This is a genomic window from Variovorax glucosi (genome assembly GCF_051216695.1).
Taxonomy (GTDB): Bacteria; Pseudomonadota; Gammaproteobacteria; order Burkholderiales; family Burkholderiaceae_C; genus Variovorax.
The window spans coordinates 1-1,120 of the sequence record NZ_JBPJZE010000298.1; the positions used below are offsets into that span (position 1 = coordinate 1).

Here is a 1,120-nt window from a genome sequence, read left to right on the forward strand (position 1 = left end):
GCCGTCACGGTCGCGCCCTGCAGGCCTTCGACCACGTCGCCCTGCACGGTGATCGCGTAGTCGCGGTTCTCGCGCCACATCACGCCCGGCTCCCAGGTGAACACCGGCTTGGCGATCTGCGTGAGCGGAATCGAACGGCCCGAGGTCGTCGGGATGTACGCCTTGCCGATGCCCGAGATGGCCCGGCGCTCGTCGGGCGCCTGGCGCAGCACGATGTCGATCAGCAGGTCGTTCTCGCGGTACTGGCCAACGGTGGTGCCGCTGAACATGGTCTTCGAGGCCTGCGCGATGGCCTGGCTCGTCACGCCGAGCGCGCGCGCCTTGGCCTGGTCGATTTCGAGGCGGATCACCTTGACCGACTCGTTCCAGTTGTCGTTCACGCCGCGCATGTTGGCGTTGTCGCGCAGCACGGCTTTCACCTCATCGGCATGGCCGCGCAGCTGCGCCGGGTCGACGCCGATCACGCGGAACTGCACCGGATACGCCACGGGCGGTCCGTTGGGCAGCAGCTTGACGCGCCCGCGCACCTCGGGGAATTACTGCGCCAGCAGCTGCGGCAGCTTCAGGCGCAGCGTCTCGCGCACCTTCAGGTCCTTGGCCAGCACGATGAGCTGCGACACGTTGGTCTGCGGAAAAACCTGGTCCAGCGGCAGGTAGAAGCGCGGCACGCCGGAGCCGATCCAGGTGCTGACCGTCTTCACGCCGGCCTCCTGCATCACGCGCTGCTCGACGCGCTTGGCCACTTCTTCATTGGCGGCGAACGAGGTGCCTTCTGGGAACCAGAGGTCGACCAGGATCTCTGGCCGGCTCGAATCGGGGAAGAACTGCTGCTGCACCTTGCCCATGCCGACGATACCGAGCGCAAAAATCAGAATCGTGGCGCCGATGGTCATCCAGCGGTGCTGCACGCACCAGTTCACCGTGCGGCGGAAGACGTTGTAGAACGGTGTGTCGAACAGCTCATGCGGCGGTGCATCAGGGTCGTGCGGCTTCACCTTGAGCAGCAGCGTGCCGAGGTACGGCACGAAGTACACCGAGACGATCCACGACAGCACCAGCGCGATCACCGTCACCGCGAAGATCGCGAAGGTGTACTCGCCCGTCACCGACTTGGCGATGC

Annotated in this window: 1 pseudogene; it reads right to left on the reverse strand. The window is 65.9% G+C overall.

What is annotated here, in order from left to right:
* Window positions 1-1,120: pseudogene (locus tag ACSFA3_RS25115) on the reverse strand (efflux RND transporter permease subunit); the annotation flags it as partial.